The sequence below is a fragment of the Mycobacterium sp. E2733 genome (genome assembly GCF_001667585.1).
In the GTDB taxonomy this organism is placed as follows: Bacteria; Actinomycetota; Actinomycetes; order Mycobacteriales; family Mycobacteriaceae; genus Mycobacterium.
Genome location: NZ_LZJZ01000086.1, coordinates 13,687 through 37,864, shown reverse-complemented (window position 1 = coordinate 37,864; position 24,178 = coordinate 13,687). Strand labels below are relative to the sequence as shown.

20 protein-coding genes are annotated in these 24,178 nt (G+C 69.3%); 6 read left to right on the top strand and 14 right to left on the bottom strand.

Features of this window, described 5'->3' with window-relative positions; translation table 11 throughout:
• Positions 1–3: 3 nt before the first annotated feature.
• The 8 genes from A5678_RS15825 to A5678_RS15790 all read right to left on the bottom strand — a co-directional run bounded on the left by A5678_RS15825 (position 4) and on the right by A5678_RS15790 (position 12,118).
• Positions 4–1,707, bottom strand: coding sequence for an FAD-dependent oxidoreductase (locus A5678_RS15825; protein ID WP_068043950.1), 1,704 nt, complete (start codon positions 1,705–1,707; stop codon positions 4–6).
• On the bottom strand, positions 1,704–2,630 hold the full coding sequence (locus A5678_RS15820) for an aldo/keto reductase (RefSeq protein ID WP_068044030.1): 927 nt from the start codon (positions 2,628–2,630) through the stop codon (positions 1,704–1,706). The genes A5678_RS15825 and A5678_RS15820 overlap by 4 nt, the downstream gene beginning before the upstream one ends.
• A 16-nt stretch (positions 2,631–2,646) precedes the next feature.
• Positions 2,647–3,660, bottom strand: a complete 1,014-nt coding sequence (locus A5678_RS15815; RefSeq protein ID WP_068043947.1) for a glycosyltransferase family 4 protein — start codon at positions 3,658–3,660, stop codon at positions 2,647–2,649.
• On the bottom strand, positions 3,657–5,135 hold the full coding sequence (locus A5678_RS15810) for an O-antigen ligase family protein (RefSeq protein WP_068043946.1): 1,479 nt from the start codon (positions 5,133–5,135) through the stop codon (positions 3,657–3,659). The genes A5678_RS15815 and A5678_RS15810 overlap by 4 nt, the downstream gene beginning before the upstream one ends.
• Complete coding sequence (locus tag A5678_RS15805; protein WP_068043944.1) at positions 5,132–6,589, bottom strand: polysaccharide biosynthesis tyrosine autokinase; 1,458 nt, start codon at positions 6,587–6,589, stop codon at positions 5,132–5,134. Before A5678_RS15805 ends, A5678_RS15810 begins: the two co-directional genes overlap by 4 nt.
• Positions 6,590–6,750: 161 nt before the next feature.
• Positions 6,751–8,427: a hypothetical protein gene (locus tag A5678_RS15800; RefSeq protein WP_068043941.1), complete on the bottom strand. Its 1,677-nt coding sequence runs from the start codon at positions 8,425–8,427 to the stop codon at positions 6,751–6,753.
• 10 nt (positions 8,428–8,437) lie between these two features.
• Entirely contained in the window at positions 8,438–10,300 is a 1,863-nt protein-coding gene (locus tag A5678_RS15795) for a bifunctional diguanylate cyclase/phosphodiesterase (RefSeq protein ID WP_068044028.1), read from the bottom strand.
• A gap of 198 nt (positions 10,301–10,498) precedes the next feature.
• Positions 10,499–12,118: a hypothetical protein gene (locus A5678_RS15790; protein ID WP_231983684.1), complete on the bottom strand. Its 1,620-nt coding sequence runs from the start codon at positions 12,116–12,118 to the stop codon at positions 10,499–10,501.
• Positions 12,119–12,429: 311 nt separating this feature from the next.
• Here A5678_RS15790 and A5678_RS15785 point away from each other — a divergent pair, with 311 nt between their 5' ends.
• The 3 genes from A5678_RS15785 to A5678_RS15775 are packed head-to-tail and all read left to right on the top strand — an operon-like array spanning position 12,430 to position 15,795.
• Complete coding sequence (locus A5678_RS15785; RefSeq protein WP_068043940.1) at positions 12,430–13,605, top strand: NAD(P)/FAD-dependent oxidoreductase; 1,176 nt, start codon at positions 12,430–12,432, stop codon at positions 13,603–13,605.
• Complete coding sequence (locus tag A5678_RS15780; RefSeq protein ID WP_068043938.1) at positions 13,602–14,513, top strand: RNA polymerase sigma-70 factor; 912 nt, start codon at positions 13,602–13,604, stop codon at positions 14,511–14,513. The genes A5678_RS15785 and A5678_RS15780 overlap by 4 nt, the downstream gene beginning before the upstream one ends.
• 28 nt (positions 14,514–14,541) lie before the next feature.
• Entirely contained in the window at positions 14,542–15,795 is a 1,254-nt protein-coding gene (locus tag A5678_RS15775; protein ID WP_068043936.1) for an aminodeoxychorismate synthase component I, read from the top strand.
• Between the two features lie 3 nt (positions 15,796–15,798).
• Here the strand turns inward: A5678_RS15775 and rsmI are convergent, their stop codons facing one another.
• Positions 15,799–16,635 carry a 16S rRNA (cytidine(1402)-2'-O)-methyltransferase gene (gene rsmI, locus A5678_RS15770; protein WP_068043934.1) on the bottom strand — a complete coding sequence of 279 codons (837 nt, stop codon included), beginning with the start codon at positions 16,633–16,635 and terminating at the stop codon, positions 15,799–15,801.
• A gap of 25 nt (positions 16,636–16,660) precedes the next feature.
• Between rsmI and A5678_RS15765 the strand changes: the two genes are divergently transcribed.
• Positions 16,661–18,241, top strand: coding sequence for a dolichyl-phosphate-mannose--protein mannosyltransferase (locus A5678_RS15765; protein WP_068043932.1), 1,581 nt, complete (start codon positions 16,661–16,663; stop codon positions 18,239–18,241).
• Between the two features lie 72 nt (positions 18,242–18,313).
• Here the strand turns inward: A5678_RS15765 and arcA are convergent, their stop codons facing one another.
• Positions 18,314–19,525 carry an arginine deiminase gene (gene arcA / locus A5678_RS15760; protein WP_068043930.1) on the bottom strand — a complete coding sequence of 404 codons (1,212 nt, stop codon included), beginning with the start codon at positions 19,523–19,525 and terminating at the stop codon, positions 18,314–18,316.
• A gap of 69 nt (positions 19,526–19,594) precedes the next feature.
• Here arcA and A5678_RS15755 point away from each other — a divergent pair, with 69 nt between their 5' ends.
• Positions 19,595–20,200: an alpha-ketoglutarate-dependent dioxygenase AlkB gene (locus tag A5678_RS15755; RefSeq protein ID WP_197502157.1), complete on the top strand. Its 606-nt coding sequence runs from the start codon at positions 19,595–19,597 to the stop codon at positions 20,198–20,200.
• Between the two features lie 11 nt (positions 20,201–20,211).
• Here the strand turns inward: A5678_RS15755 and A5678_RS15750 are convergent, their stop codons facing one another.
• The 3 genes from A5678_RS15750 to A5678_RS15740 are packed head-to-tail and all read right to left on the bottom strand — an operon-like array spanning position 20,212 to position 22,563.
• A complete protein-coding gene (locus tag A5678_RS15750; RefSeq protein ID WP_068043926.1) occupies positions 20,212–20,865 on the bottom strand; it encodes a DUF5642 family protein in 654 nt (217 codons plus the stop codon).
• Between the two features lie 28 nt (positions 20,866–20,893).
• On the bottom strand, positions 20,894–21,586 hold the full coding sequence (locus A5678_RS15745) for a DUF5642 family protein (protein ID WP_068043924.1): 693 nt from the start codon (positions 21,584–21,586) through the stop codon (positions 20,894–20,896).
• Positions 21,587–21,612: 26 nt separating this feature from the next.
• Positions 21,613–22,563 carry a GNAT family N-acetyltransferase gene (locus tag A5678_RS15740; protein ID WP_068044024.1) on the bottom strand — a complete coding sequence of 317 codons (951 nt, stop codon included), beginning with the start codon at positions 22,561–22,563 and terminating at the stop codon, positions 21,613–21,615.
• Between the two features lie 257 nt (positions 22,564–22,820).
• Here A5678_RS15740 and A5678_RS15735 point away from each other — a divergent pair, with 257 nt between their 5' ends.
• Complete coding sequence (locus A5678_RS15735; protein WP_231983682.1) at positions 22,821–23,627, top strand: WecB/TagA/CpsF family glycosyltransferase; 807 nt, start codon at positions 22,821–22,823, stop codon at positions 23,625–23,627.
• Here A5678_RS15735 and A5678_RS15730 read toward each other — a convergent pair.
• Positions 23,614–24,168 carry an HAD-IIIA family hydrolase gene (locus tag A5678_RS15730; RefSeq protein ID WP_068043922.1) on the bottom strand — a complete coding sequence of 185 codons (555 nt, stop codon included), beginning with the start codon at positions 24,166–24,168 and terminating at the stop codon, positions 23,614–23,616. The genes A5678_RS15735 and A5678_RS15730 overlap by 14 nt on opposite strands.
• Between the last annotated feature and the right edge of the window lie 10 nt (positions 24,169–24,178).

Sequence of the window (24,178 nt, the reverse complement as noted above, 5' to 3'; positions counted from 1 at the left end):
TGCTCAAGTGGTCCTGAAATCCAAGCCCTCACAGGTCATTCGAGCCTTCTTGAGGCGTTCGGCGAGCCGGACACCCAGCGCAATGCCCAGCAGCGTCGGGTTGGCCTGGCTCGAAGTCGGCAGGACCGATGTGCTCGCGACGTACAGGCCGCGCACGCCGTGAACCTGCAGGTGCGGGTCGACGACGCCGCCGTCGGGAGTGTGCGACATGCGCGTGGTTCCGGCCTGGTGGTAGCCGGCGTGCCCGACCAGGAACTCGCGCACGGCACCCTCGACATCGTCGGTCAGCCACTCCACATGTCCGGCACCATGGCGGCGAAGGTGTTCATCGATCGCGGTGATGGCGGTGCGGACGCTTTGGTAGTCGGTGTCGGAGAAGTGGATATGGGTGCGGATCCTTGGCATGCCCAGGGCGTCGCGGTCGTCGGCGAGCTCGACCCGGCTCTCCCAGTGCGGAAGATGCTCGCCGTGGTAGTGCAGCAGGTACCGGTTGTCCGCGCTCTTGACGAAAAAGCCCGGCGCCTTGCGGCCCCTGCGGAGAAAACGGGCATAGGAGAACGTGATCGCAAACCGGATCGAACCGAACAGGTCTCGCACGATGTTGCGCAGGTGCGCGAGGATCTGCGGCGAACCGTCGGTCTGGGTGTGCTTGGCACGAATGGCCTCCGCGAGCAGGAACCGGCCAGCCGGAGAGATCAGCGTGAGATAGACGCCGGACAAGATCCCGCTGCCATGCCGCGGGTCGCCGATCGGCGGATTGACCAGCCACACAGCGGTGTTCGGCAACCGGGCGTCGCGCTGCAGGTGCGGATCGAGGGTGAAGCGCCGGCGCACGTACACCCCGTCGCCGTCCCGCTCGTAGGCGTAGCTGACCCGGTCGGTGGCGAACCGCACCCGCGCCACCCGGCCTTCGACGTGCGACATGTACCAGCGCCCAAGGTGGCCGCCCGCGTTTCCCAGCCCCGCGGGATGGTGGCGGTCGGAGGCGAGCAGCAGGCGGGTCGCCTCCAGGCCGCCGGTCGCGATGACGTAGTCCGCGGCGACCACATTCCCCTGGCGGCCGTCTAGCGTCTTGACCACGAGGTGGTCAACGGAGCCACCGTCGGGGGCCGTCACGATCTCGGTGCAGGTGAGGCCGGTCCACACGGCAAGGGAAGGGGTGTCCCGCAGCGCGGTCCGGTATTCGCGGCCGAAGCGCGTCGGCAGGGCCCAGCGCTCGAGATCGGTTGTGCGCACATCACCGTCGGGCAGCCCTGCGACGAGGTCTCGGTGCGCGAGCTCCGGAATTTCGCGCGCGTTGAATGCCGCCCGACCGCACGCCGCCCAATCACAGGCGCGCTGCAGGTACGGCTCGACGTCCTCGTACCGGATCGGCCACGGCGCCTGGGCGGTGAGCGGGCGGTCCTCGAAATCGATGGGGTCGAACTTGACGCAGCGGCCTCCCCAGAGCGCCGTCGTCCCGCCCACCTGTCGGCGGATCATGAGGTCGCTGCGCGCATGGAGATCGTCGTCCTGCCGGGAATCCAGCGCCGACAAGTCCTGGGCCGCCGCGTCTTTGCGTTCCAGTCCGCTCTCGATCAACGCCACCTGGATGCCGGATCGCGCGAGTTCCAGCGCCGTCGCAATGCCGATCGCGCCGGCCCCGACGATTACGACGTCGGTCCGGATCGTCATGTTCGGGGCGAACTCCCGGGGGCCATGAATCACGCGACAGCACCCCCGCGCACCTCCGCCACCAGGGCGAGGAACCGCGCCAGCGTCTCCCCGTCCGGCGGCGCCCAGACCGCGCGGGCCGCTTCCGGGACCCGGCGTGGGTCGGTGGTGCTGTAAAGGATTGCGCGGCAATCCGTTCCGACGGCCGAAGACCCGAGGATGAGCCTGGGCAGCGCCCCGGGCGCCAGCGGGTCGAGCTGGAGGGCCTGGCGCCAGCGTTCCGCCAACTCCGCGTCAGCCCGCAACGCGTTCGAAAGCGCCGCGTGCGACCTTTGCAGCACGCCGAATGCGAGATCCGCTGGGCGCGGCGGCGGATGGAGCAAGTCGGCGCGCACCTGGCTGACCCCTTCCGGGGCGAAGGATGCGGCGAAATCCGTGTCAAGACCCTCGTCCTGCGAGACGCCCCACGCGCGTATCTTGCCCTGCCGGCGGGCGCGTTCGAAGAATTCGCGAAGTTCACCGCTGGCCACGGTGTCCCCCGGTCGTGGGCCGTGAACGAACAGGATGTCCACGTAGTCGACGCCCAGCGCCGCGAGACTCTCGTCGAGGCTGCGGGCCGCGGTGGCCGCGTCATACACTCGCGCGACCGCGGGTGCCGCCTGCTGCCGCTTGACCGCGCGCCGCAGCGCCGGCGCCTTGCGCAGCAGTGCCCGCGCCGGACCCTGAAACCGACCGAGCCGCCGGGCCACCCCACCGATGTCGATGCCGAACTTGGTTGCGACGGTGACGGCGTCGCGCGGGACGGTTCGCAGGAACACCCCCAGTTCCGTCTCCGCCCTTCCCAGCCCATACATCCGTGCGGCGTCGAAGTGGGTGATGCCGCTGTCCAGCGCGGCGCCCAGCACGGCCATGCGTTCCCGGCGGGACGGCGACTGCATCAAACCGCCGCATCCGAAGCCCACCGCGCTCACCCTCAACTGCGGTCCTTCGAGCTCAACCTGCATCAACACCGCAGCCCTCGTAAATCCGGCGCAGCTGCGCGTCGATGATCTGCGGGCTGCGTGTCGCCGCGATGTGTTCCTGACCGCGCCGCCCGTCACGCTCGGCCAGCTCCGGGTCGCGCAAGTACCGGCCGATCGCCGCCGCCAGCGCCGGCGCGTCACCCACGGGGACGAGCATGCCCGGGTCCGGGGCGATCTCCCGTGTACCGCCGACGGGGGTCGCCACGAACGGTCGTCCGCCGGCGAGTGCCTCGGTCAGGATCATCGGCATTGCCTCGGCGCACGACGGCAGCGTCACCACCCGGACCGACCGGAGCAGGTCCCGGACCCGGTCCGGATGCACCGGGGGCTCGACGGTGAGGCGCTCCGTTGGCGGCGGCGTGTAGTCGTCGACGAGACCGACTATGCGGCAGCACCCTTCGATGCCCTCGGCCAGCAGCAGCCGCCAGGCCGCCACCAGCGTGTCGACACCCTTGCGGCGGCCGATGGTGCCCGCGAAAAGCACCACGGGCGGCGTCGAGCCGGCCCCGGGCGCGTCCCGATCGATGCCGATCGGGTTGGCCACGATCGACACCGGCACCGCGGGCGCAACCCATCTCACGGCGGCACGGGCTTCGTCCGACAAGACGATGAGATGGTCCGCCTTGCTCAGGATGGAGCCCACGAAACGGGGGTGCGACCGGGAGAATTGCGGAAAGTCGGAGCCGTGGATGGTGACGACGACCCGGAAACCTCGCGCCCGTGCGAGGCGGATCAGCGGACCTTCGCGCAACCAGGCGCCGCCGTTCGACATATGGAAGTGCACGACGCTCCCGCGCGGGGTCCGGGCCAGCGCCGCGCCCGCGCGCGCGGTGAGCAACAGGTTCCTGGCGTGGTGGCGCCCCTTCCACGTCGACAGCACGCGGATCTCGTCGGCGCCGATCCTGTTGTCGCGGATGACTCGAATCACCGACTGGGTCCCGCCGAAGCTGTACATGTCGGGACCGACGTGAGTGACCGCAATCATTGTCCGCCGGCGGCGGCCAGGGCCGGCGAGGAATTGGCGTCCGCGCGGTCCGCTTCGGAGTCCCTGCGGCCTAGGCCGGCAAATCCCATGGCCGTTCCGAGGGCAAGGCCCAATGCCAGTGCGTCCATGGGCATTTCGGGCAGCGGCCAGACGGCGGATATCGCGAGCAGACCGGCGCAGACCGCCGCGCTGATCTTCGCCGGCGCCGTCGCGCAGCGCAGCGCCCGGACAATCGGTGTCAACGCGATCCACGCGAACGCCGCCATGCCCACGGCGCCGGCCTTGGCCAGCCACCATTGGTAGAAGAGGTGGGAGTAGGTGGGGCCCAGCGTCCACGCGAAGGCCTTCGGGTCGTTGCCGGACGGCAGCTGGTAGGCGTAGCCCAGGCCGTGGCCGAACACCGGCGCCTGCGCGATCGCGGCGTTGAGTCGGGCGACTTCCCGCAGCCGGTCCAGCGTCGATTCGTCGGTGGCGAGCGCGCTGGCCGAAACCCCGCCGAACACCCGCTGGTTGAAGGCGGTGAACTGATCGCTGAGCCACGAACCCGCCTCCGAATGCTGCAGCAGGAAAAGCGATCCCGGCAATATGAGCGCGACCACGCCCGCGCTGACCGCGGCGACGATGGCCGAACGGCGCAGGGCCCGCCAGCCGAAGTTGGCGAAGAAGGCGACGCTCGCGCCCACCGCCACGGCGATCAGCGTGTTCCGCGAGAAAGCCAGCAGCGAAATGACCAGCGCCGGCGGCCCGAAGGCGAGGTACGTCATGGGTCGGACGCGACCGATGATCGACGCGGCGACCAGCGCGGTGAGCGCGGCGGTGGCCGGCGTTTGGGTGGACAGGACGATGCGGAGGGCTTGGCCGGCGCCCGTCGCGCCCTCCAGGCTTTCGGCCCGGCCGGCCAGCCGGATGGCATGCAACGAACTGAAGATCGCCATGGCCGCCGAGAACCACAGCGTCACGACCAGCACGCGCATGCAGAACTTCAGGTAGCCGCCGTACACGATCAGCAGCGCCAGCACGAACCCGATGACCATCTCGATCAAGGTCGTCGATTCGTGTAGCACCATCGTTGCGTCATGTCCCATCTGGAACCCGACCACGGTGAAGTACACGACCGTCAACACGAACATCCCCGGCAGCAGGAAATCCTTGAACCGCGGCCTGACGATCGGGATGAGGTAGCAGATCGCCAGCACCGCGGCCACCTGGTACGCGTAGATCGCCACCGGCCCAATCACTTTGCCGATGTGCAATCCTTCGGGCAGCGCCGCGAACGCCAGAAACAGCGTCACCCCCGCCAGCCCCTCGCGCTTCACCCAGTAGACGACCAGGCAGAACGTCGCGGCGATCAGCAACACTCCCTCGGTGGTCCGGCGCACGGCGAGCACGCCAAAGACGAAGCAGCCGAACAGGAATATCGTCAACAGGACGCCGTCTACTGCCAGGCGAGGGCGACCGGGCAGGTAGGGAATCACGCCGGCCCGCTGACCTTCGTCCGATAGGTCTTGGCCGCGGCCCTGATGTGCAGGGACGGCCGGGCGTCGGTCAGCACGGTGCCGACCACCTGAGCACCGGCCGAGCGCAGGGCGGTCAGCGCGTCGTTGAGCTCGTCGACGGTGGTCCGGCGCGCCCGCACCACCAGCACCGTGGCCGACACGGCGCCGGCCAGCAGGCCGCTGTCCGGCGTCGCCAGCACCGGCGGTCCGTCGACCACGATCCGGTCGAAACGTGACGACAAGTCCAGCAGCACCCTGTCGACCACCTCCGGCAGAAACGCGCTACAGGGCGGGGTCTCGCGACGGGCGGAACGCGACGCGAGGATGAACAGCTTCGCGATCGGCGTCGGCTTCACGGCTTCCGCGGCGATCTCGGGGTTGGCCAGCGCATTGGCCAGCCCTTCCCCCGACTCGACGCGCAGCAGGCCGGCAACCACGTGCCGGCGCGTATCCCCCTCGACGAGCAGCACGTCCTCTCCGATTTCGGCCAGCGCCAGCGACAGGTTCAGCGCCGTCGTCGTGGTCCCCTCCCCGCCGAAAGGCGCCGCCACCAGCACGCGGCGCGCCTCCGGGCCCACGGCCCTGAGCAGGCGGGCCCGCAAGCCCCGCACGGCGTCGTCGAGGGCGGAGTCGACGCCGAACCGCGGGGTGTTCCCGCGCCGGCCGGGCAGCTCGGCCAAAGTTGGCAGGCCCGAGAGGGTTTCCAACTTCTCCCGAGATCGCACGGTGCGATCGCTGGCCTCGCGGGCCACCGCCACCGCGATGGCCAGCAGGATTCCGGCGACAAACCCCATCGCCATGTTGCGCGCGGGCACCGGCGTCACGGGGTGATCGGGCACCCGCGGCGCCTCCACCACCCGCGCCCTGGCCACCGGCATGGGTTTGGCCGCCGGTTGACCGGGCACTTCCGACGGCGGGGCCGCGGGCGGATTCGACTCGCCGACGTCGGGGCGCGAGCCCGGTGCCGCCGGCACGGGCCGGCCGTTCGGACCGGCGGTCGCGCCGAGCGTCGGCACCAGCGCGGCGAACTGATCGGCCATCGCCCCCGCCAGCGCCGCGGCGCGGTTCGGGTCGGTGTCCTTGACGGTGATGGTGAAAAGCTGGGATTTGGCGGTGTATTTCACCTGGGTTTGGGTCACCAGGGCGTCCGCGCTCATCGGGGCTTGCAGCTGGTTGACGGCGCGCTCGGCCACCGTGCGGCCGCCGGCGATCTGCGCGTAGGACGACAACCGTTCCTGCGCGGTCAGCGTGCCGTTGTACAACTCGGTGAGGTCGGTGGCACCGGGAAAGGAAATCAGGATGGTGGCCGTCGACTGGTAATGCTTCGTCTGCAATGCCGTGACCGCCGCGGCGCCGATTGTGCACGCCAGCAACGCCCCCAAAGCGAGTTTCCAATGCGTGAGCAGAGTCCGGACAAAGGTGCGGAAATCCATCCACTAACCTCTCTGGGGCGACGCCACGTGGCGCCGAATTGATTTGCTTTACACCCGCCGCGCAAAGCCCAGGTGCACATTATGCAGCACTCGACACGCAGCATCGTCCTAATCGCAATGCATTGCCGCCCGCACGATGACGCATTTGCTGGCGCCCTCGATCATTGGCGCGGCGCCGAAGTCAGGGCCTGGCGCGAAATGTCGAGCGTTGCGAGTGGATACGCCCCCGATTCGTCGCGTCCGGGCCGGGCCAGCCGCATGGGCGGATAGTTCACCACGTGCGACGCGTCCGGCTTGTGCTGTTGCCAATCCACGGAAGCGCGCAGCGTGTAGTGCCCGGGCGGCAAACCCGCCAGGTCGACCCGCACCGATTCGGTGAACGATGCCGGGACCGGTTGGTTACCCGAGCTCTCCCCGGACGGGACCAGTTTGTTCAACGCCACGGCTGTCGGCAGCGTGCGCACCGTCGCGCCGGAGAAATCCACCAACCGGTAGCTGGGTGCCCACTTCTCGATCGCCCCGCCGCTGCCGTAGTTGGTCCAAACCACCGATATGGTCGCCACGCGATCGCGAAACGATTCCGACCCCGGCCGCGCTTCCACGGAGTAGCGATAGCCGGCCGACACGTTGGCTTGCGCCCACAGCAGATACAACGCCGGGTCCATCGGGGTCTTCGAATCCACGGCCGGGAAGTTGAAACTCGACGTCATCGACACGTGGTATTTCACGACGTCGCGCAGGGCCTTTTCGTAGTAGGACTGCGGAGTGGTTCCATCGGGCAACTGGCACCATTCGGTGATCACCAACGCCGACGCCAACCGCTCTTTCAGTTGGCCGACGAGCGGATCCTTCGTGTGCACGTAGTACGAACCATCCGACTCCGCCCACACGGGCAACGGCGCATAGACGCCGAGGCAATCCGAGCGAATGCCCACCGGCGCGGACACCTTCTTGGCGACGTCGTCGGCGAGCAGCTCGCGAACAATCTCGGGATTCAGCGCGGTGGTCACCAATTGCGTGTGCGGGAACGCGTTCACGTTCGCCGCGACGAGCTGTCCGATGGCCGCTTTGGTGATGCTCTGATCACGAAACTGGCTGTAGTAGCCCAGCTTTGCGATGCTGTCTTCGGGCGGGGGACCCGGTGCGCCCAGCGTGTCGCGCAGATAGGCGATGTGGTTCTCGCTGAAGTCCCCATAGCCGGAGAACTCGAAAACGCTGAGCCGCTCGTCGCCGTCGTAGCGGCGCCCGAGCGCGGCGAGCAGCTGCCCGAAGGCGTTCAGGTACGCGGGGTCGTTCCAGTTGGGCACCACGTGCGCCACCCCGGGCGTCCACCAGTATCGTTGCGGCCCCGTATAGCTGGTGGACGCGGGGCGCATCCAGTCCGGGATGGCGATGTTCGTGTTGTTCGCATAGGTGGCGTCGCAACAGGAGTTGTAGGCGAACACGCGAAGGGTGAGCCGCATGTTCCGGCTCTCCAGCTTCGCCAGCGCGTCGTCGATCACGCTGAAGTCGAACTTGCGATCGTCGGGCGCGTCGGCGGGCAGCGTGTTCGGGTCGGTGGGCTGCAGCTGCCGCCACGACACCCGCAAGCTGGCGTCGTACGACGCCGGCCACGCCGGATACCGCTGCTGCGCGGAATTGCCTTGCGGGAAAAGCGGCATCATCAGGTCTTCGTACTGTCCGCGCAGCGGATTCGCCACCTCCTGCACATTGAGCGGGATGGCGGGGCTGATCACGGCGGACAACGGATCGGGGTCGCTGTGGCCACCGCATCCGGTCAGCACCAACGCCGCGCAGGCGACGATCACCGCCGCGCATCTGCTCAAAGTTCGGACCATCGGTGCGATGCTAGATGGCGCCCGTCGGCAACGCCTTGAGGTCGGCCAAAAACGGCATCGCCAGCCACCGCGCGGCCAGCAGCGCTTCCATCGCGTCGCCGGGAACCGGGCGCGACAACAGGAAACCCTGTGCCCGGCGACACCCGTGCTGCATCAATGTCATTGCCGCGGCCGGTGTTTCGACCCCCTCGGCGACCACTTCCAGGCCGAACGCCTCGGCCAGCCCGATGATGGCGCGAACGATCGCCAGATCACCGGCGTTATTGCCGAGATCGCGCACAAACCCGGTGTCGATCTTGAGCATGTCGACCGGCAACGATTTCAGGTGCGACAACACCGCGTACCCGGTACCGAAGTCGTCGATGGCCAGCTGGACCCCGACTTCCTTCAGCTCCGCCAGGGTTTTTCGAGTGGTCTCGATCTCGTGGACCACGGCGCGCTCGGTGATCTCCAGGCACACCGAGCCGGCGTCGAGGCCGAAACCGTCGATGGTGGCGGCGACGTCGCGCACGAACCCGCGGGTGATGAGCTGGACGGGCGACACGTTGATCCGGATGACGGCTTCCCGGCCGACGCCGCTGGCCTGCCAGCGACTGAACTCGGCGCACGCGGTGCGCAGCACCCAGCGGCCCAAGTCCATCGCCAGATTGGTCGATTCGGCGATCCCGATGAACGAGTCCGGCAGCAACAGCCCCCAAATCGGGTGTCGCCACCGCACCAGCGCCTCCGCGCCCACGATGGCGCCCGTCGACAGGTCGACCTCCGGAAGGTAGTGCAGCAGCAACGCTTCGCTGCCGATGTCGCCCTGCAAGTGCAGCTCAATGTCGTTGCGGAACGCGCGTTTGAGGGACATGTCATCGGTGGACACCGCGATCTGGTTGCCGCCCCCGCGTTTCGCCGTCAGCACCGCCTCGTCGGCGCGGCGAAGCAGGTCGGTGCAGTTGTCCCGGCCCGGGACGCCCACCGCCAGCCCGATGCTGACGGTGCGGCTGATCACGTGGCCGCCGACGGCCAGGCGCTCGCACAGCATCGCCGAGAGGCGACGGGCGAACGCCTCCGCGGCCTCCGGCGTCATCGGCTGGTCAGGAACCACGACGAACTCGTCCCCGCCCAGCCGGGCGATGGTGCTGTTGGGAGCGCAGATCCGGATGCGTTGCGCGAAGACCCGGATGAACCAGTCGCCGGCGGTGTGGCCCAGGTAGTCGTTGATCGGCTTGAGCCGGTCGAGGTCGAGGTAGAGCACCGCGACCGGCCCGGGGCGATCCGCCAAGAGCCGTTCGGACAGGTGCGCGACCAGGGCACGACGGTTGTAGAGGCCGGTCAGATCGTCGTGCTCGGCGAGATAGCGAAGCTTTTCTTCGGCCGCGATGCGCGCTTGCACCTGCGCGAACAGCGCAGCGACGGCCTCGAGAGTGTTGATCTCGTCCTGCTCCCACTTGCGGGCGCCGAACTTGACGAAACCCAGCAAGCCGGTGGTCGTCTCACCCGAGACCAGCGGTGCGGCGGCCACCGAGGGCGAAGCGGGCACTTTGCCCGGGCCCAGCCGGCGCCGGAAGTAGCGCTTGGACTGAGCCGGCCGGATCACCACCGGTTTGCGGCCGTGCCCGCACTGCGCAAGGACCGACTCCGCGATGTCCAGCTGGGCAAAGGCCGTCGGATCCGGGCCCGCGGCGTCCGTTCGGGGCGGCCACTCGGCAACCAGCGCCGAGGCCCGGGTGTGCGGGTCGAGGTGTCGCAAGAAGCTCGCGTCCACGTCGAACTGCTCGACGAGTTGCGCGAGCACCTTCTGACTCACCAACGGGGCCGTGGCTGCCGTCGCTTCCATCAGCTGCGCTGCAACGGAGGTGACAACCAGGTCCAGGCTGCGCGGCACGGTCTCCTCCGATACGGGCATGCATCCCAGCCGGGCGGGGGACGGTCTCGGGGCGGATCCCGGGTTTACGCTGGCCCGGGCAGGTCACGATCGGTTTTGGTCAGCAAAAACGTATCACGCACTACCCGCGTCATCCGGGCTGACGAGCAACTTGTGCGAACGCTGGTCGACGGCGAGAACAGGCGGTCGTCGAGGACGTCATTGACCGTTGGCGGAGGCGTCGCTGGCAATGTCGAGCGTGGCGATCGGATACAGGCCGGAACCGTCCCGCCCGTCGCGGGCGAGCGCCATCGGCGCGTAGTTCACCACGTGTGAGGCGCCCGGCTTGTGCTGTTGCCATTCCACGGACGCGCGCAGCGTGTAGTGCCCGGGTGCCAGGCCCGTGACGTCGACGTGCACCGACTCGGTCGACGATTCCGGAACCGCCTCCTCGCGTGACTGGCTGGAGTCGTCGTGCGACAGCGTCTTGAGATTGACCGTCGCCGGAATGGTGCGGACCACCGCTCCCGAGAAATCGACCAGCTTGTAACCCGGTGCCCATCGCTCGGTGGCCGCCGCCGAGCCGTAGTTGGTCCAGACGACCGAGATGGACGCCACCTTGCCCTGGATCGACTGCGATCCCGGCTTGGCCTCGACCGAATAGCGGTAACCGGCAGAGGTGTTCGCCTTGGCCCAGAGGAGATATAGCTTCGGGTCCATCGCCGACGGCGCATCCCGGTCGGGGAAGTCGGCGCTCGCTGTCATCGAGACGTGATACCTGACGACGTCATGGAGGGCCTTCTCGTAGTACGACCGCGGGTCGGTCCCGCTCGGCAGCCGGCACCACTGGCTGATCACCAGCGCCGAGGTGAGCCGCTGCTTGATCGCGTTGACCGCGGCGTCGTCGTACCGCACATAGTGAGAGTCGCTGGACTCGGCCCATTCCGGCAGGGGTGACTGCACCCCAAGGCAATCCGCGCGGACGCCGACCGGTGCGGACAGCTTCTTCGTCACGTCGTCGGCGAACAATTCGCGGACTATCTCGGGATTCTCGGCAGCGACCACCAGTTGGGTATGCGGGAACGCGCCGACGTTCGCGGCGACCAGTTGCCCGATGGACGCTTTGGTGATGCTTTGATCGCGGAACTGGCTGTAATAGCCCAACTTCGACACGCTGTCGTCCGGCGTCGGCCCGGGCGCACCGAGCGCGTCACGAACGTACGCGAGGCTGGTCTTCCCGTAATCACCGTATCCGGAGAACTCGAACACGCTGAGGCGCTCGTCGCCGTCATAGCGCCGCCCGAGCGCGGCAAGCAGCTGCCCGAAATCATTCAGGTAGTCGGCGTCGTTCCAATTCGGGACCGCCTGTGCCACAACTGGTCCGGAACCGCTCGGCGCCGCGGGATAGCTGGTGGCCGCGGAGCGGATCCAGTCCGGAATCGCGACGTTGGTGTTGTCCGGATAGGAATCGTTGCAGCAGGACTCATAGGCGTAGACGCCAAGGGTCAGCCGCATGTTTCGGCTGGCGAGCTTCGTCAGCGCGTCATCGATCACGCTGAAGTCGAACTTGCGGTCGTCGGGAGCGTCGGGGGGCAGCGTGCGCGGGTCGACGGGCTGCAGCTGCCGCCAGGAAACCCGCAAGCTGGCGTCATCCGAAGCGGGCCAGGCGGCGTACCGCTGCTGCGCTGGATTGCCTTGCGGGAAAAGCGGATTCAGGCCTTCTTCGTACTGGCCGCGCAGCGGATTGGGGATCTCCTGAGCGCTGGGCGGGATGGCCGGACTCACCATCGCGGACAGTGGGCCCGGATCGCTTTTGCCACCGCATCCGCTCAGCACCATTGCCGTGCACACGACAGCGGCCAGCGCGCTCTTCCTCGTCTTCACGGTCGCTTCTCCCAACACACACCGATGCACACTGAAGTGGCCCCATACTGCCTGGGTTATCCGGTGCGTGTATCCGACGCGGGGCAGGTCAAATTGGCGTAGCGCAGCGTAACACGCACCACCCGGCCATCCCCGGGTCCGACGCCGCACGGCCCCGCCGCGGCGGTGGCTCCCGTGAGACGCGTCACAATGTGGGGCGGGCCTGTCACGCTCTGCGGACCTGCGGTGTCTCGAGGGCATCAGGCCCGTGAGAACAGGAGACAGCAATGACTGCCGCCCAGAAAATTCATGTCGTCGTGGTCGGAGGCGGATACGCCGGAACGCTGGCCGCGAACCATCTACGTCAACGTCCGGACATCGACATCACCCTGGTGAACCCCCGCCCGGTCTTCGTGGAGCGAATCCGCCTGCACCAGTTGGTCGCCGACACCGGCGCGGCGACCGCCGACTACTCCACGTTGCTCGGCGAGGGCATCCGATTGGTCGTCGACACCGTCGATCGCATCGAGGCCACCGCGCGGCGCGTCCTGCTGTCCTCGGGCGCCGAGCTCGACTACGACTACCTGATCTACGCGGTCGGCAGCACCGGCGCGACACCGGCGACGGTGCCCGGATTCACCGACTTCGCGTACGCGGTGGCAGACCTGGAAAGCGCGCAGCGGTTGCGCTACGCGCTCGCCGACCTGCCGCTGGCCGCGCCCGTCACGGTCGTCGGCGGCGGGCTGACCGGCATCGAAACCGCTGCCGAGCTGGCCGAACAGGGCCGCCAGGTGACCCTGGTGTGCGGCGAGGCGCTCGGCCCGTCGCTTAGCAAGCGGGGCCGGCGTTCGGTCGCCAAGCGCCTACGCGGCTACGGCGTCAACGTGCTGGAATCGGCGATGGTGACCGAGGTGCGCTGGGACGCGGTGGTGCTTGGCGACGGCGCCGTGCTGCCGAGCGCGGCGACAATCTGGACGGCCGGATTCGTCGTGCCGGACCTGGCCGCGCGCAGCGGGCTGAGCACGGACGCGGTAGGCCGGCTGATCACCGACGAGACGCTGACCAGCGTCGACAACCCCTACGTCGTCGCGGCGGGCGACGCCGCCGCACCATCGGGACAGCCTCTGCGGATGAGCTGCCAGGCCGCCGGGCCGTTGGGTGTGCAAGCCGCCAACACCGTGCTCAGCCGCATCGCCGGAACCGCCCCGGCCCTGCTCAGCCAGGCGTTCGTCGGTCAGTGCATCAGCCTCGGCCGCACCTACGGCACGGTGCAGCTGTCGCACACCGACGACACCCCGGTGAACCTGGCGCTGGGCGGCCGGACCGGCGCGTCCATCAAAGAGGCCATCTGCAAGGGAACGCTGTGGGCCATCCGGCGCGAGGCCGCCAAGCCCGGGTCGTACCTCTGGCTCAAGGGCGGCAAGAGGCCCGCGCCGGCGCCGGCCGAGATCGCACTGCGATGACGCGCCCGCCGGCGCGCAGTGAGCACGCGGAACGGTTCACCCTGCTGCGCCCGCTGCTGTTCACCATCGCCTACGAGATGCTGGGCTCGGCCACCGAGGCCGACGACGTGCTGCAGGACAGCTATCTGCGGTGGGCCGCGGTCGACTTGTCGACGGTGCGCGACACCAAGTCATACCTGGCCCAGCTGGTGACCCGCCAGGCGCTCAACGCGCTGCGCGCCGACGCGCGCCGCCGCGAGGAGTACGTGGGGCCGTGGTTGCCCGAGCCGCTGCTGCTCGACGAGCAGGATCCCTCCACCGATGTCGTTCTGGCGGAATCGATTTCGATGGCGATGCTGGTCCTGCTGGAGACGCTGAGCCCCGACGAGCGGGCGGTGTTCGTGTTGCGCGAAGTCTTCGGATTCGACTACGGCGAGATCGCCGAGGCGGTGGGCAAGCCGGCGCCGACGGTGCGGCAGGTGGCGCACCGGGCACGCGAACACGTACGGGCGCGGCGGAAGAGGTTCGACGCGGCCGACCCGCAACGCAACGCGCAGATCACCGCCCAGTTCCTCGCGACGGCGGCCAGCGGCGACGTGGAGACGCTGATGACCATGCTCGCCCCCGACGCCACATGGACGGCGGACAGCGGCGGCAAGGTGTCCGCGGCACGCCGGCCCGTGGTGGGCGCCGATCGGGTGGCCCGCGCCATCGTCGGCCTGATCCGCAAGGCGGCGGAGTTCGGCGAGTTCCGCGTCGACATGGTGACGTGCAACGGCGCGCCGGCCGTGCTGCTCTACCTCGGCGATCAGCTCGAAGGCGTGATCACGCTGGAGATCGCCGACGACAAGATCACCAACTTCTACGTGACGCGCAACCCGGACAAACTGGTGGCCCTGGCGACCTCCCGTGACGTCAGCCGGGGCTAGCTGACCGCCCTTCTGTCAAGCTAGGGCGGTGCGTATCGACCGGCTCGGCGACCTTGGCGCCGCACCCCAGGTGCTGCGTGCCGTGGGCGACGCCACGGCACGCCTCGGGCTGCCGCCGCCGGCCGCGCTGACCGGCGACTGGTTCGGCGCGCTGGCGGTGATCGCCCCGAGCGTGGCGGCGCAGCCGGTCGATCTCGACGCGGCCTTCGCGGTCCAGCTGGCCACGCAGACCGTCGACCCGCCTGCGGTGGGCGGCGGCTGGATCGGCTACCTCTCCTATCCCGACCCCGGCGCCGAGGGCGGGCCGAGCCGGATCCCCGAGGCCGCGGGCGGTTGGACCGACTGCGTCCTGCGCCGCGACCGGGACGGGCAGTGGTGGTACGAAAGCCTGTCCGGCATGCCGATGCCGGACTGGCTGGCCGCCGCGCTGGCGACGGCGCCGCCCCCGGAGCGCGACTGCCGCATCGACTGGGCGCCCGCCGACCGGGCGGCTCACCGCGACGGGGTGCTGAACTGCCTCGAAGCCATCCGCGCGGGCGAGGTCTACCAGGCGTGCGTATGCACGCACTTCACCGGGACGGTGACGGGTGCCCCACTGGAGTTCTTCGCCGACGGCATCGCCCGCACCGCGCCGGCGCGGGCGGCGTACGTCGCCGGGCCCTGGGGCGCGGTGGCGTCGCTGTCCCCGGAACTCTTCCTGCGGCGGCGCGGCACGCTCGTGACGTCCAGCCCGATCAAAGGCACCCTGCCGCTGGACGCCTGGCCGTCGGCGCTGCGGGCGTCGGCGAAAGAGGTGGCCGAAAACATCATGATCGTGGACCTGGTCCGCAACGACCTCGGCCGGGTGGCGCTGGTCGGGACCGTCACCGTGCCCGAATTGTTGGTGGTGCGGCGCGCCCCCGGCGTGTGGCACCTGGTGTCCACCGTGTCGGCGCAGGTCCCCGTGGAGCTGCCGACGTCGGCGCTGCTCGACGCCGCCTTCCCGCCCGCCTCGGTCACCGGAACGCCCAAACAGCGGGCCCGTCAACTGCTCTCCCGATGGGAGCCCCACCGCCGCGGGATCTACTGCGGCACAATAGGTTTGGCCTCCCCCGCGGCCGGATGCGAGCTGAACGTCGCCATCCGCACGGTCGAGTTCGACGCCGACGGCGGCGCCGTGCTCGGCGTCGGCGGGGGGATCACCGCCGACTCCGATCCCGACGCCGAATGGGCCGAGTGCCTGCACAAGGCGTCCCCCATCGTCGGGCAGCCACGCATCGCCGCCGCGTTCTCGGCTGGCTGACCCTCACGCCCGCCGCGACCGCAGCACCGCGTCGTAGAGCTGGCGCGAGCGCACCCCCGGATTCGCGTCGGCCACCGCACCGCAGGCGTCCTTGACGCGCGCGCCGTCGGCGACCCGCTCCTCCACCTGCGCGACCAGCGACGGCAGGTCGGCGCGCGGGGTGGCGCCGGCGAGGACCACGGTGATCTCGCCAAGCACTCCGTCGTCCGCCCACGCCGCCAGCTCGTCGAGCGGTCCGCGCACCACCTCCTCGTGCACCTTGGTCAGTTCCCGGCAGATCGCCGCCCGGCGGTCACCGCCGAGTTGGTCGACGGCGTCGCGCAGGCACGCGGCCAACCGGCGCGGCGATTCGAAGAACACGCAGGTGCGCCGCTCGTCGGACAGCGAGTCCAGCCAGGCGCGCCGCGCTGCCTTCTTGCGCGGGGCGAAACCCTCGAAGCAGAACTTCTCGGCCGGCAGGCCGGACAGGGCCAGCGCGGTCATCACCGCCGACGGGCCGGGCAGACAGGTCAGCGGTAGGTCGGCCTCCACGCACGCCGCCACCAGCCGGAAGCCGGGGTCGCTGATCAGCGGCATCCCGGCGTCGCTGACCACCAGCACCGTCGCCCCGGCCTTGAGGGCGGTGATCAGCGAGTCCACCCGGGCCGCCTCGACCCGGTCGTACAGGCTGATCACCCGACCGGAGATGGCGACGTCCAGCGCTTTCGCCAGCGTCCGCACCCTTCGGGTGTCCTCGGCCGCCACCACGTCGGCGTGGGCGAGGGCGTCGATCAGGCGGGACGAGGCGTCCGATGGCTGGCCCAACGGGGTCGCGCCCAGCAACAGGCGGCCGGTGGTCATGACGGACAGCCTACGATCGACACCGATGTCCGCCCCGCCCCGCGAAACGTCCTTGGACGTGGAAGACGCCGGCCCGGAGCGTGTCGTGCCCGTCGTCAGCCCGGGACCGATGGTTCCGGTGGCCGACTTCGGGCCGATCGATCACATCCGCGGTTGGGTCGTCACGGGCGTGATCGCCCTGCTGGCGGCGATCACCCGATTCCTCAACCTGGGTTCGCCGACCGACGCCGGCACACCCGTCTTCGACGAGAAGCACTACGCGCCGCAGGCCTGGCAGGCGCTGCACAACCACGGGGTGGAGGACAATCCCGGGTTCGGCCTGGTGGTCCATCCGCCGATCGGCAAGCAGCTGATCGCGATCGGCGAGGCGACCTTCGGCTACAACGGCATCGGCTGGCGGTTCACCGGCGCGCTGCTCGGCGTGGTGCTGGTGGTTCTGGTGACGCGGACCGTCCGGCGGATCAGCCGCTCGACGCTGGTCGGCGCCATCGCCGGCGTGCTGGTGATCTGCGACGGCGTCAGCTTCGTCGCCGCGCGGACCGCGCTGCTCGACGGCATCCTCACCTTCTTCGTGGTCGCCGCGTTCGGCGCGCTCATCGTCGACCGGGATCAGGTGCGCCAGCGCATGCACGTCGTCTTGCTGGAGGGACGCGCCGCCGAGACGGTGTGGGGCCCGCGGCTGGGGGTGCGCTGGTGGCGCTTCCTGGCGGGTGTCCTGCTGGGATTGGCTTGCGGCACAAAGTGGTCCGGGCTGTACTTCGTGTTGTTCTTCGGCGTGATGTCGTTGGCGTTCGACGTGGCGGCGCGCCGCCAGTACCAGGTGCCCAACCCATGGCGGGGCGTTTTCCGGCGTGACCTGATCCCCACCGCTTACGCGCTCGTGCTCATTCCGTTCGCGGTGTACCTGGCCAGTTACGCGCCGTGGTTCGCGTCCGAGACGGCGATCGACCGACACGAGGTGGGCCAGTCGATCGGACCCCATTCGGTGGTGCCGCTGCCCGACGCCATCCGTTCGCTATGGCACTACACCGCAAAGGCTTTCGATTTTCACAAGAGCCTGACGAACGCTGCCGGGAACTACCACCCGTGGGAGTCCAAGCCGTGGAGTTGGCCGATGTCGTTGCGGCCGGTGCTGTACGCGATCGATCAGCAGAACGTCTCCGGATGCGGCGCACAGTCGTGCGTCAAGGCAGAGATGCTGGTGGGCACTCCGGCCATGTGGTGGCTGGCGGTCCCCGTCCTGCTGTATGCGGCCTGGCGCACCTTCGTCCGCCGCGACTGGCGTTACGCCGTTGTGCTGACCGGTTATTGCGCCGGGTGGCTGCCCTGGTTCGCCGACATCGACCGCCAGATGTACTTCTTCTACGCGGCGACGATGGCGCCGTTCCTGGTGATGGGGATTGCGCTGATCTGCGGCGACATCCTCTACCAGCCGGGCCGAGCCCGCGGGGTGAGCTCGGAACGACGCACGCTCGGGCTGATCGCCGTGTGTTGCTACGTGGCGTTGGTGGTTACGAACTTCGCCTGGCTCTTCCCGGTGCTCACCGGTCTGCCGATTTCGCAGCAGACCTGGGACATGGAGATCTGGCTGCCCAGCTGGCGCTGAGTTGCGTCGAGATTGCCGCTATGGCTGTGATATCCGCGTTGTCCACAATCATGGCGGCAATCTCGGCGCCCGTTAGAGCGGGTCGCGCGCGACGGGACAGGACATGCAGCGCGGCCCGCCGCGGCCGGTGCCCAACTCGGAGCCCGCGATGGTGAGCACCTCGATGCCCGCGTCCTGCAGGCGGGCGTTGGTCTGCGCGTTGCGCTCGTAGGCGACGACCACGCCGGGCGCCAGCGCCAGCGTGTTGTTGCCGTCGTCCCACTGCTCGCGTTCGGCGATGACGGGGTCCAGCCCGGTGTCGATGACGCGCAGCTGGTCAATCTCCATCGCCTTGGCGGCGGCCTCCAGAAACGGCGCTTCGTCGCTGATGGCGACGCCCTCTGGCGTGCGCTCGATGGTGAATGCCGAAAGCGTGTCGACGACGTTGGCGTACATCACCACGGTGTCGGTGTCGACCATCGTGCACACCGTGTCCAAGTGCATCTGCGCGCGCCGCTGGGCGATCGGCACGGCGAGCACCTTGTGCGCGAGGTCATCGTCAAAGAGGCTGCGGGCCAACGCTTCGGCGCCCGCGGGGGTGGTGCGCTCGCCCACGCCGACCGCGACCACCCCGGGGGCGAGCAGCAGCACGTCACCGCCCTCGACCGGGGCGGTGCGCGACTCGTAGGCGCGTCGCACCCCGGTGAACCGCGGGTGATGGGCGTAGATCAGGTCGGTCAACGACGCTTCGCGCACCCGGGCGCGCAGCGCCAGCGTGGGGATGACCACCCGCGGGCCGATCCATATCGACGAGTCGCGGGTGAACACCAGGTTGGGCAGTGGCTCGATGACGAAGTCGGCCCCGTGGTGCATGCGGAGCACCAACGACACGTCGGTACGGATGTCCGACGGCAATTCGTTGAACGTCATGCCGGCCATCAGCACCTGGGCCAGCCTGCCCGCGTCCAGTCCCCGCAGATAGCCCGAAAGCGCTTGCGCCAGCGGCACTCCGAGCCGGCGCGCGTCGACGGCCGCGGCGACCCCCTGCATCCGCGCCGCCCCGCTGTGCGTCAGCGCCTCGGCCAACAGGTCCGACAACAGCAGCACCTGCACGCCGCGGGACCGCAGCAGCTCGGCGAACTGGTCGTGTTCGTCCTGCGCGCGGGCGACCCAGGGCAATCCGTCGAAGAGCAACTGGTCCATGTTGCGCGGGTTGAGCCGCCGCAGCTCGCCACCGGGGCGGTGCAGGATGGCGACCCGCAGCGTGCCCACCTCGGAATCAGTGCCCAGCTCAACCACACCCACAGTGAAACCGTAGCCGCTCGTTCCGCCGGTCCACCTTTCATCGAACGGATGTGCGATAGACTTGCCCTCGTGGAGATGGCGGTACAAGGCTCCCTGTTCCAGCACACCGAGCGCAGAGAACTCGGTGACGGCGCCTTTATCGAGATCCGCGCGGGCTGGCTCACCGACGCCGACGAGCTCCTCGAAGGCCTGCGGGCGGCCGTGCCGTGGCGGGAGGAACGCCGCCACATGTACGACCGGGTGGTCGACGTGCCGCGGCTGGTGAGCTTTCACGACCTCACCGTCGACGACCCACCCCACCCGCTGCTGGCCCGGCTGCGGCGCCGGCTCAACGACATCTACGCGGGCGAGCTCGGCGAGCCGTTCACCACGGTGGGTTTGTGCTGCTACCGCGACGGCTCCGACAGCGTCGCCTGGCACGGCGACACCATCGGCCGCAGCAGTTCCGAGGACACCATGGTGGCGATCATCAGCCTCGGCGCCACCCGCACCTTCGCCATGCGGCGGCGCGCCCGTCCTTCTAGGGGCCCGTCGTTGCGGCTGCCGCAGGCGCACGGCGATCTTCTGGTGATGGGCGGATCGTGCCAGCGCACCTGGGAGCACGCCGTGCCCAAGACGTCGGCCCCGGTGGGCCCGCGCATCAGCATCCAGTTCCGACCCCGCGGCGTCCGCTAGGTCCAATCGCGCTAGCTACGGACCGCCTTCACCGCGTTGACGAGCAGGTCGCGGGCGCGTTGCGTGTCGACCGGGGCGACCGGCTGCCCGGGAATCACCAACGGATTGGCGGTGACTATCACCTGGTAATCGCCGAATTGGGCGGAGTAGTCGTATAGCTCGCCGGTGCGGGGGCCGGCCGCGACCAGCGCCTGCAGGACGCGGTGCACCCCCAGCGTGTGGGTCCCATCGATCTGCGGCGCGTCGACCACCTCGATGCCGCCCCGCAGTTGCGGACCGGAGAACGCCACCTTGGCGCAGTCCTTACCGGGATCGTTGAGGGGCAAGGCTTTTGATGTTTCCACGGCGATGACCACGAACCGGTTGCCCTTACCCTCGGCGGAAATCGCGGCCATGTTGCCCTGCAGGTCCGGCGGCATTTCCGGCCCCGCCACCGCTTTCGCGCAATTGGCGGGGTCGAACGTCAGGCCGTCGGGGAGCTTGCGGCCGGACAGCACCTTGGGATCGATTCCCCGTTCACCGATGTCGGTGACCTTGAAGTCGGGCCCGAAGCTCGACTTCACCTCGGAGACCCTCTTGATGTCGACCTTGGCCGAGGTCGCCCCCCCTGACGAGCAGCCGGCGAGCACACCCACCGCCGCGACTGTGAACGCCACCTTGAACATCGTGGCCAATCTACCCAAGGCCGATGCATCAGCTGCGCAACGTGGACACCGTTTTGACGAGCAGATCGGCCGCGAATCGCGGCGGCAGCGCGGGCACCACCGAGCCCGGGTCGGTGGTCAACGTGGTGAACGCGTAAAAGTTGCCCAGATAGGCGGTGAAGGTGTATGTGCGCGAATCGATTTCGGTGCCCGATTCGACGGTCGACCTGACGTCGGCCACCATCCCGACGGTTTGGGCGCCATCGATATGCGGGGCGTCGGTGAGGTGCACGCTTGCCGTGGTACGCCCGGCGGTCATGGTCCACTGGCCACATGCGGCGACGACGTCGCCGGGCAGGTCAACCGACCCGGGCAATGCCACCACCACCGCGTCGACGATGCCCCCGCTGCCGGAACCGGACACGCCCTGCGCCGACTGATCGCGCCCGTTCCCGGGGTCGGCCAGCGTCGCGCACTGCGGCGGCCTCGCCTTGCCATCCGACGCGTCGGGCCCCAGGCTCCAGATCACTGCGGGGGAAGCGCCGCTGGGGATTCCCGTGGTCGCTTCGTAGCCCGGCGGCAGGTCGCGAACCACCCGCTTGATGTTGGCGGGGTTGACGGCCGTCGGCGGCGGCGCCTGGGCGGGCGCCCGCGACGGCGCGGGAGCCGGCGCCTGAGCGCACGCCGCCACCAGCAACGCGATCGCGGAAATTATCACCGGGCCAAACCGGAACGGCCGCATGCCCGTTGGTAGCACAACGAGCGGGCTCAGCCGACCACCTCGATCATCTGGCGGGCGACGTGTTCGATCTTCGCGGCCACGTCCCGCCGAAATCCGTGGTCGCGCCGCTGCGGCACGTCGATGACCGTGGTGATGACGCCCACGTCTTCGCGCTGCCAGACCGCCCCGTAGTGCTCCATGATGGTGCGCATCGGCAGATTGTCGGAAAGCATTCGCGCGGAGAACTTTTCGACGCCGGCAACGCGAGCCGCGATGGACAGGGCGTTGATCAGGAAGGTTCCGATCCCGCGACCCTGGTAGGCGTCGGCGACGGTGAACGCGATCTCGGCGACACTGCGGTCGCCGTCGTCGCGCACGAAGCGCGCGTCGGCCACCGGGTCCTTGCCGTCGATCACCACCCAGACGAAGTGGTCGACGTAGTCGACCTCCGAGAGGTAGTGCATCAACGCCGGCGTGGGAAGGCGCGGTGTCATGAAACGCCGATACAGCGTGTCGCTGGAGAATTCGATGTGTCCGTGCACGGTCCGCTCGCTGTCACCGGGCAGCACCGGTCGCAGCATCAGATGCGTTCCGTCGCGCACCCGGATCGGGATGGGCGTGATGAACGCGGCCAGACGCTGCCGCACCGTGCGCAGCAGACGCTCCATGACCCCGGGGATGTGGACCATGCGGACGAAGGCGTCGTTGTCACCGATCCAACCGGTCAGCGCTCCGGCGGTGGTGACCGTCGCGGTCCGCGGGATGTGGCGGAGCAGGGCGATCTCGCCGATGAGCATGCCCGGGAAGGCGTGTTCGACGATGACCACGCCGTCGTCGCCGACGTGGGTGATCTCGACGATGCCCGACGAGATGAGCAGGAACGACACGGCATCTTCGCCCTGCTGCATCAGCACCTGGCCGGCCGTGGCGCGCAGCGGTTGCAGCGAGGCGGCCAACGGCACCAGGTCGGAGGCGGGACACCCGTCGAAGATGTCCATCGTCGCCAGCTCGTCCGCTCGCGCGCCGGTCAAGGCCACTGCGATAGCCCGCCGATCACACCGTCGCGCCGTGTCTCTGCGCGTCGCGGTGACCGCTGTGCCATGACCTGCCCGCCTGCGTTGCCGTCGTCTACCGCGCCAGCCCGACAATCCTGGTCGCGGTCGGATGTTGCCCAGGTTATGGGCTGGGTTCCGGCCGCGGCAAGGACGCGAGGGATGACACTTCGCCGGCGCGATTCCCGGGGCATGATGATCGGGTGAACGCAGCCCACCGAAGTGCGCCGAGGCTGGCCGGCGCGGCTGCGGGCAAGGTCCAGGTGGGTGGCCTCTGGTTCGACGCCCTGACCGAAGACCAGGTCGTCGACGTCGTGCGCACATCCTGGGCGGCCGGCCGCGGCGGCTCGATCGTCCCGGTGAACGTCGATGTGGCCCGGGCGGCCACACGCGGCCCCGAGCTCGCCGACCTGATTGCCCGGGCATCCCTTGTCGTCGCCGACGGGATGCCGCTGGTGTGGGCGGCGCGGGCCCAGGGCGACAGGCTGCCCGAGCGGGTAGCCGGTTCGTCGCTGATCTTTCCGTTGAGCGCCGCGGCGGCCGCCGACGGGAAGTCGGTGTACCTCCTGGGCGGCGCCGACGGAGTGCCGGAGCGGGCGGCCGGGGCGCTCGTGGCGCGGTCCGCCAACCTGCGCATCGCCGGCACCCAGTCGCCGCCGTTCGGCTTCGACAACACGGCGGACGGGACGCGACGGGCCGTCGCCGCGGTGGCGGCAGCCGCACCCGATCTGGTCTTCGTGGGTTTGGGCTTCCCTCGGCAGGAACGCCTTATCGAGCTGATACGCCAGGAGCTCCCGGGCGCGTGGTGCCTCGCCTGCGGCGGCGGCATCGCGATGACCGCCGGGGTCGTCCGCCGGGCTTCCCCCGTGCTGCAACGGCTCGGATTCGAGTGGGTGCACCGGCTGGCGCTCGAGCCGCGACGCCTTGCCCGCCGGTACCTGCGGGACGATCTGCCGTTCGCTCTGGCATTGGTGATTCGCTCTGCGGCCCAACGATTTAGGCGCAACTAGATTCCCTGGCGCGCAAGATGAGTCGCACGGCGGCCGCGAGGTCGTCGGCCACGACGTCGGCGCTTGTCGCCTCGCCGTCACCGGGGCGCAGCAGGACCGTCGCCGTCCCGGCCGCTCGGCCCGCTTCCACATCGGTCTCGCTGTCGCCGATCATCACCGACTCCGCCAGGGCGAAACCATGCTCTTGCGCCGCGCGCACCAACATGCCCGCGCCGGGCTTGCGGCAATCGCAGCTGGCCGCCGCGTGCGGGCAGTGGTACACGGCATCCAGGTGGGCGCCTTCGTGCGCCAGCAGTTGTTCCAGGCGGTCATGAACGGCGGCGAAACGCGCCGCGTCCGCGGCCGGCTCGGACAGCCAACGCTGATTGGTCACCAGGACGGTGCGCAGGCCGGCCGCGTTCAAGGCGGCCACCGCCCGGGCGGCGCCCGGCAACAGCACCAGCTCGTCGGGCGACCGGATGTACTCGCCGTCGGCGGCCTTGGCGTTGATGGTCCCGTCCCGATCCAGGAAGACGGTGCTCAATGTCGGCAGATCGGGCATCGGTCGCGAC